Origin of the sequence: Pseudomonas sp. SMN11 (genome assembly GCF_052041945.1) — a bacterium.
In the GTDB taxonomy this organism is placed as follows: domain Bacteria; phylum Pseudomonadota; class Gammaproteobacteria; order Pseudomonadales; family Pseudomonadaceae; genus Aquipseudomonas.
The window spans coordinates 1-7,756 of record NZ_JBKGGW010000074.1 but is presented as its reverse complement, the minus strand read 5'-3'; the positions used below and the strand labels follow the sequence as shown (position 1 = coordinate 7,756).

The following is a 7,756-nucleotide window of genomic DNA, read 5'->3' as shown; positions in this document are numbered from 1 at the left end:
AGCCGTGAGCCTGACCTCGCGCCTGCGCCAGCAAGGCCTGCATGCCGATATCCGCGTGCTGTTCGGCCAGCCGACCCTGGCTGCACTGGCGGCGGCGGTGGGCACTGCAAACGCCGTGCAGGTGCCGGGCAACCGCATTGCCCAAGCGTGCACCCGTATCACCCCGGACATGCTGCCACTGGCAAGCCTGTCACAACCGTCCATCGACAGCTTGACTGCACAGATCCCGGGCGGCGTCGCCAATGTCCAGGACATCTACGGCCTGGCCCCGCTGCAGCAAGGCATCCTCTACCACCACCTGGCCAGCGAAGGCGCCGACCCCTACGTGCTGCAGGCGCGCTTCTCCTTCCCCGACCCGGCCACGCTCGACGCGTTCGCCGCTGCCCTGGATCAGGTCATTGCTCGCCACGACATCCTGCGTACCAGCATCCACTGGCAGCACCTTGAAGAGCCGGTGCAAGTGGTGTGGCGAGAGGCAAAGCTTGGCCGCGAGGCAGGCAGCACCGGTATCGACCTGAACCAGGCGCCGCTGATTCGCCTGCTGCGCAGCGAAACCGACGAGCGTGTCGAAGCAACACTGATGATCCACCACATCATCCTCGACCACGCTGCCGTCGAGCAGCTGGTCGCAGAAATCACCGCCGTGCTGCAGGGCCAGCCGCTCTCGCACGCCAGCGTGCCCTACCGCAACTATGTGGCCCAGTCACGCCTGGGCAACACCGGCCAAGTAGCAGAGGCGATGTTCCGCGAGCTGCTGGGCGATATCGACGAACCCACCGAGGTGTTCGGCCTGCGCGATGCACACAGCGACGGCAGCCGTGTGCTCGACAGCCGCCAGGCACTGGATGCCGGCCTGGGCCAACGCCTGCGTGAGCAGGCCCGGCAGCTGGGGATCAGCGTTGCCAGCCTGGTACACCAGGCCTGGGGCCTGGTGCTGGCGCAGCTGTCCGGGCGTGAGGAGGTGGTGTTCGGCACCGTGCTGCTGGGCCGCCTGCAAGGTGGCGAAGGTGCCGAGCGGGCGCTGGGCATGTTCATCAACACCTTGCCGCTGCGCGTCAGTGTTGGCACGGCGGCGGTCAGCGATGCTGTGCGCCTGACCCACCAACGCCTGGCCCGCCTGCTTGCCCATGAGCAGGCGTCGCTCGCCGAGGTTCAGCGTTGCAGTGCGGTGCCGGCCGGGCAGGCACTGTTCACCAGCCTGCTCAATTTCCGTCACAGTGCACCGGCCAAGGCCGAGCTGAGCGAGGCCTGGCAGGGCATCGAGCAACTGGCCGCCCATGAGCGCAGCCACTACCCGCTGGTGGTCAATGTCGACGATGTCGGCGATGCCTTCGTGCTCACCGTGCAGGCGCTGGAGAGCGTGGACGGGGCGCAGGTCTGCCGGCTGCTGGCCACGGCCCTGGAGCAGCTGGCCCAAGCCCTGCAGCACGCCCCTGGCACGCCGCTGCAACAGCTCACCTGCCTGGCACCTGCCGAGCGCGAGCTGGTAGTGCATGGCTTCAACGCCAGCCGCCGCGATTACCCACGCGAGCATGCCGTCCACACGCTGTTTGGTGCCCATGCTGCACTGTGCCCGGCGGCGGTGGCCGTGGTGCACGGTGAACGGCAGTACAGCTACGCACAACTTGACCAGCACGCCAACCGCCTGGCACATCACCTGCTGGCGCTGGGCGTGCAGCCGGGTGAGCGCGTTGCCTTGCTGCTGCCGCGCAGCTTCGACCTGCTGGCGGCACAACTGGCGGCGAGCAAGTGCGCGGCGGTGTACGTGCCGCTGGACAGCAATGCCCCGGCCGAACGCCAGGCATTCATGATCGCCGACAGCCAGGCCCGCGTGCTGCTGACCTACAGCGGCGAACATCAGGTTGGCCAAGCCCTGCGGGTCGAACTCGATCAGCTGGCGCTGGAGCGTTGCCCGGCGCATTCGCCAGGCGTGGCGGTAAGCGCCGAAAGCGCGGCCTACATCATGTACACCTCTGGCTCCACCGGCACCCCGAAAGGTGTGCAGGTGCCTCACCGGGCCATCGTGCGCCTGGTGGTCAACAACGGCTTCGCCGAATTCAGCAGCCAGGACCGGGTGGCATTCGCCTCCAACCCAGCGTTCGACGCCAGTACCCTGGAAGTCTGGGCGCCACTGCTCAACGGCGGCACCCTGGTGGTCATCGATCAGCACCAGGTGCTGTCACGCCAGGCCCTGAGGGATACCTTGCTGCAGCAGGACGTGAGTGTGTTGTGGCTAACGGCCGGGTTGTTCCAGCAGTTTGCCGATGACTTGCTGCCGGCGCTGGCCAGGCTGCGCTACCTGATGGTCGGCGGTGATGTGCTGGACCCGGCCGTGATCGCCCGGGTATTGCGTGACGGTGCGCCGAAGCACCTGCTCAATGGTTATGGCCCGACCGAGGCCACCACCTTCAGCACCACCCACGAAATCCGCGAGGTGGGCGAGGGCAGCATTCCGATCGGCAAGCCCATCGGCAACAGCCGCTGCTACGTGCTCGATGCCCGGCGGCAGCCGCTGCCGGTCGGGGCGGTCGGCGAGCTGTACATCGGTGGCGATGGTGTCGCCCTGGGCTACCTCGGCCAGCCGCAACTGACCGCCGAGCGCTTCCTCGACGACCCGTTCAGCCTGCAGCCGGGCGCGCGCATGTACCGCAGCGGCGACCTGGTCAGCTGGCAGGCCGACGGTACCTTGCGCTACCTGGGCCGCGCCGACCAGCAGATCAAGCTGCGTGGCTTCCGCATCGAGTTGGGCGAGATCGAGGCGCGCCTGGCGGAGTGCACCGGCATCCGCGAGGTTGCCGTGGTGCTGCGCGAGGACGTGCCGGGCGACAAGCGCCTGGTGGCCTACTTCACCGCCAGCGCTGGTGCCCCGGCGGTTGCCAAGCTGCATGCCCGGCTGCAAGGCCAGTTGCCCGACTACATGCTGCCGGCAGCCTACGTGGTGCTGGAGAGCCTGCCGTTGACCGCCAACGGCAAGCTCGACCGCCGCGCCCTGCCGCAGCCGGGCAGCGACGCCGTGCTCAGCCGTGCCTTCGAAGCGCCACAGGGCGCGGTGGAAACCACCTTGGCGGCGATCTGGGCGGACGTGCTCAAGGTCGCGCAGGTGGGCCGCCATGACCATTTCTTCGAGCTGGGTGGCCATTCGCTGCTGGCGGTGACCTTGATCGAGCGCATGCGCAAGGCCGGCCTGAGTGCCGATGTGCGCGTGCTGTTCGCCCAGCCAACCCTGGCGGCCCTGGCCGCAGCAGTGGGCAGCGGCCGTGAAGTGCAGGTGCCGGATAACCGTGTGCCACAGGATGCACGGCAAATCACCCCGGCCATGCTCAGCCTGATCGAGCTGGATCAGGGCGCCATCGACCGTATCGTCGCGCAGGTGCAGGGTGGCGCTGCCAACGTGCAGGAAATCTACCCACTGGCGCCGTTGCAGGAGGGCATTCTCTATCACCACCTGAGTGCCGGGCAGGGCGACCCCTACCTGCTGCAGTCGCGGTTGGCCTTCGACAGCCTCGCCCACCTGCAGGCTTGGGCCGCTGCCTTGCAGCAGGTCATCGACCGCCACGACATCCTGCGCACGGCCGTGCTGACCGAAGGGCTGGAACAGCCGGTACAGGTGGTCTGGCGTGAAGCACGCATGGCAGTGACGGCGGTCGACGACCTGCAAGGGGCCTCGGTCATCGATGCCTTGCAGGCGCGTTTCGATGCGCGACTGCATCGGCTGGACCTGTCCCAGGCACCGTTGATGCGCCTGCTGTATGCCGACGACCCGGCCAACCAGCGCGTGGTGGCCATCCTGCAGTTCCACCACCTGGCCCTCGACCATACCGCGATGGAGGTGATCGCCGCAGAGATGCGCCAGCTGCTCGCGGGCCAGGCCAGCCAGCTGACGGCGCCGGTGCCGTATCGCACCTACGTCGCGCAGGCCCGCCTGGGGGCCGACACTGCCGCTCATGAGGCGTTCTTCCGCGACATGCTCGGCGACCTCGACGAGCCGACCTTGCCGTTTGGGCTGGCCGATGTGCAAGGCGATGGCCAAGCCATCATCGAGGCGCGCCTGCCGGTCGAGGCCGCGCTGGCCCGCCAGCTGCGCGAGCAGGCCCGGCGCTTGGGGGTGAGCGCCGCGAGCCTGGCTCACCTGGCCTGGGCGCGGGTACTGGGGGTGCTGGCCAACCGCACCGACGTGGTGTTCGGCACCGTGCTGATGGGCCGCCTGCAAGGCGGTGAGGGTGCCGATCGCGCACTGGGCGTGTTCATCAACACCTTGCCGCTGCGCATTGACCTGAGCGTACCGGTGCAGCAGGCCGTGCGTGCCACCCACCAGCGCCTGTCGGCGCTGCTGGGCCACGAGCACGCTTCGCTGGCGCTGGCCCAGCGCTGCAGTGGCGTGGCCGCAGCAGTCCCATTGTTCAGCGCCTTGTTCAACTATCGCCACAGCAGCGCTGGCGGCCCGGCCGCCGACGATGCCAGCGTGCAGGGTGTGCGCCTGCTGGGCGGCGAGGAGCGCAGCAACTACCCGCTGACCCTCAGCGTCGATGACCTGGGCGAAGGCTTCACCCTCAGTGTCCTGGCCCAGCAGGGGATCGGCGCCGAACGTGTTGCGCTGTGGATGGCGCAGGCATTGGCACAGTTGAGTCAGGCGCTGGATCAGGGCGGCGACACCCCGGTGGACGCGTTGTCGATTCTCGACCTGCCGGCCCGCCAACAGGTGCTGCAAACGTTCAATGCCACCACCCGGCATTACCCGCAAGGGCAGACGGTGCATGCTTTGGTCGAGGCCCAGGCTGCGCAGTCACCCCAGGCCGCCGCGTTGGTACAGGACGGCCAGGTACTGAGTTACGGCGAACTCAACCGCAGTGCCAACCGCCTGGCCCATCACCTGATCGCCCGTGGCGTGCAGGTCGGCGACCGGGTTGCCGTGTGCCTGCCGCGCAGCCTCGAGCGCCTGGTCGCACTGCTGGCCGTGCTCAAGGCCGGCGCCGCCTATGTGCCGGTAGACCCTGCGTACCCGGCCGAGCGCATCGCCTATCTGCTGCAGGACAGCGCACCGGCGCTGGTGCTGACCGACGCTGGCACTCAAGTCTTGGTCGGCGATACCCCGTGTGTCGAACTGCATGGCGATGGCTGGCAGGCCCAGGCAGACAGCAATCCACGTATTGCTGGCCTGGATGCGCAGCAGCTGGCCTATGTGATCTACACCTCCGGCTCCACCGGCCAGCCGAAGGGGGTGATGGTCGAGCACGCCGCCCTGGCCAACCTGGTGCACTGGCACTGCGACGCCTTTGCCCTTGGCGCCGGCAGCCACTCCAGCAGCGTGGCCGGTTTCGGCTTCGATGCCGTGGCCTGGGAAGTGTGGCCGGCGTTATGCGCCGGGGCCGTGCTGCACCTGCCGCCGGCGCGCATTGCCGGCGAGCATGTCGATGAACTGCTCGACTGGTGGCTGGAGCAACCGCTGCAGGTCAGCTTCCTGCCGACACCGGTCGCGGAACAGGCGCTGCGCCGCGAGCGCCAGCACCCGACCTTGCGCACCTTGCTGGTCGGCGGTGACCGCCTGCGCCAGTTCGAGCGCGACCCGGGCTTTGCCCTGGTCAACAACTACGGCCCGACCGAGGCCACCGTGGTCGCCACCTCCGGGCTGCTGCAAGCGGGTGGCGTACTGCATATCGGCATGCCGATCGGCAACACCCGTGCCTATGTGCTCGACGAGCGCCGCCAGCCCGTGCCGGTGGGGGCCGTTGGCGAGCTGTACATTGGCGGCGCGGGTGTCGCCCGTGGCTACCTGAACCGTCCGCAGTTGACCGAGGAGCGCTTCCTGGCCGATCCGTTCAGCGAGCTCCCGGGCGGCCGTATGTACCGCAGCGGTGACCTGGTGCGCTGGAACGCCGATGGCACCCTCGACTACCTGGGCCGTAATGATGACCAGGTGAAGATCCGCGGTGTACGTGTCGAACTGGGCGAGATCGAGGCGCTGCTGGCAGCGCAGCCGGGGGTCGCCGATGCCGTGGTACTGGTCCGCAACGAGCGCCTGCTGGCTTGGTTCACTGAGGCCGCGCCGGTGGCGGTGGGGGCCTTGCGCGAGGCGCTGCAAGCCAGCCTGCCGGCGCATCTGCTGCCACTGGCGTTCACTCGCCTGGAGGCCTTGCCGCTGACCAGCCATGGCAAGCTCGATCGCAAGGCTCTGCCAGACCCGGACCCGGCGCTGCTTGCCGGCCAGGCCTACGTGGCGCCGCAAGGTCCGGTGGAAGCCGCCCTGGCGCAGGTGTGGGCACAGATGCTCAACGTCGAGCGGGTGGGGCGCCATGATAACTTCTTCGAACTGGGCGGCCATTCGCTGCTGGCGGTGAACCTGACGGCACGCCTGCGCCAGCAAGGCCTGCAGGTTGATGTGCGGACGCTGTTCGGCCAGCCGACCGTTGCCGCGCTGGCTGCCACCCTGGGCCAGGCGCAGCAGGTGCAAGTGCCGGACAACCTGATCCCGGCCAACTGCCAGCACCTCACCCCGGCGATGCTGCCGATGGTGGCGCTGGAGCAGGCGGCCATCGACCGTATCGTCGCCCAGGTGCCGGGTGGGGCTGCCAATGTGCAGGACATCTACCCACTGGCGCCGTTGCAAGAGGGCATTCTCTATCACCACGTCAGCGCCGTCGGGCATGACCCCTATGTGCTGCAGTCGCGCTTCGCCTTCGCCAGCCGCGCGCATTTCGACGACTTCGCTGCCGCGCTGGACAAGGTCATCGCCCGGCACGACGTATTGCGCACGGCGGTGCACTGGGAAGGCCTGCCGCAGCCGGTTCAGGTGGTGTGGCGCCGGGCACCGCTCGGCGTATTCGAGGGTGAAACCGGCAATGCCTGGCTTGAACTGGCTCAGGCGCCGCTGATCCGTTTGCACTATCGCGAGACGGCTGCAGGCATCGAAGCCACCTTGCAGTTCCACCACATCGTCCTCGACCACACGGCCATGGAGGTGGTCGGCGAGGAGTTGATCGGTTTCCTGCAAGGCGGCGAGCCCATCCATGTACCGGTGCCTTACCGCAACTATGTGGCGCAGGCCCGGCTGGGCATCAGCCAGGCCGAGCACGAGGCGTTCTTCCGTACGCAACTGGCCGATATCGACGAACCGACCCTGCCGTTCGGGCTGAGTGATGTGCAGGGTGATGGCCGTGATATCGAGGAGGCTCAGCTGTGGCTGGACGCCGACCTGGCCCAGCGCCTGCGTCAGCAGGGGCGGCAGTTGGGGATCAGCGTTGCCAGCCTGTTCCATTTGGCCTGGGCGCGCTTGTTGGGTGCGGCCAGCGGCAAGGACCGCGTGGTGTTCGGTACCGTGCTGCTGGGCCGCCTGCAAGGCGGCGAGGGTGCCGAGCGGGCACTGGGCATGTTCATCAACACCTTGCCATTGCGTATCGATCTGGCTGGCATCAGCCTGCGTGACGGCGCCCATGCCGCGCACCAGCGCCTCAGCGCATTGCTGGCCCACGAACACGCCTCGCTGGCATTGGCCCAGCGTTGCAGCGGCGTGGCTGCGCCGTTGCCGCTGTTCAGTGCCATGCTCAACTACCGCCACAGCACGGTGGCCACGGCCCGCCACAAGCAGGCGACCGAGGGGATCGACAACCTGGCCAGCCAGGAGCGTAGCAACTATCCGCTGGGCCTGAACGTGGATGACACGGGCGAAGGTTTCCGCCTGGTCGCCATGACACCTGGCGAGGTCGGTGCGGCGCGTATCTGCGGGCAGATGAACCAGGTGCTGGAGGCGATGGCCGAGGCG

General features: G+C 68.1%; 1 protein-coding gene. It reads left to right on the top strand.

Annotated elements, in window-relative coordinates; translation table 11 throughout:
- A partial coding sequence (locus ACLEJU_RS28510; protein WP_440776773.1) for an amino acid adenylation domain-containing protein occupies positions 1-7,756 on the top strand: 7,756 nt, incomplete at both ends.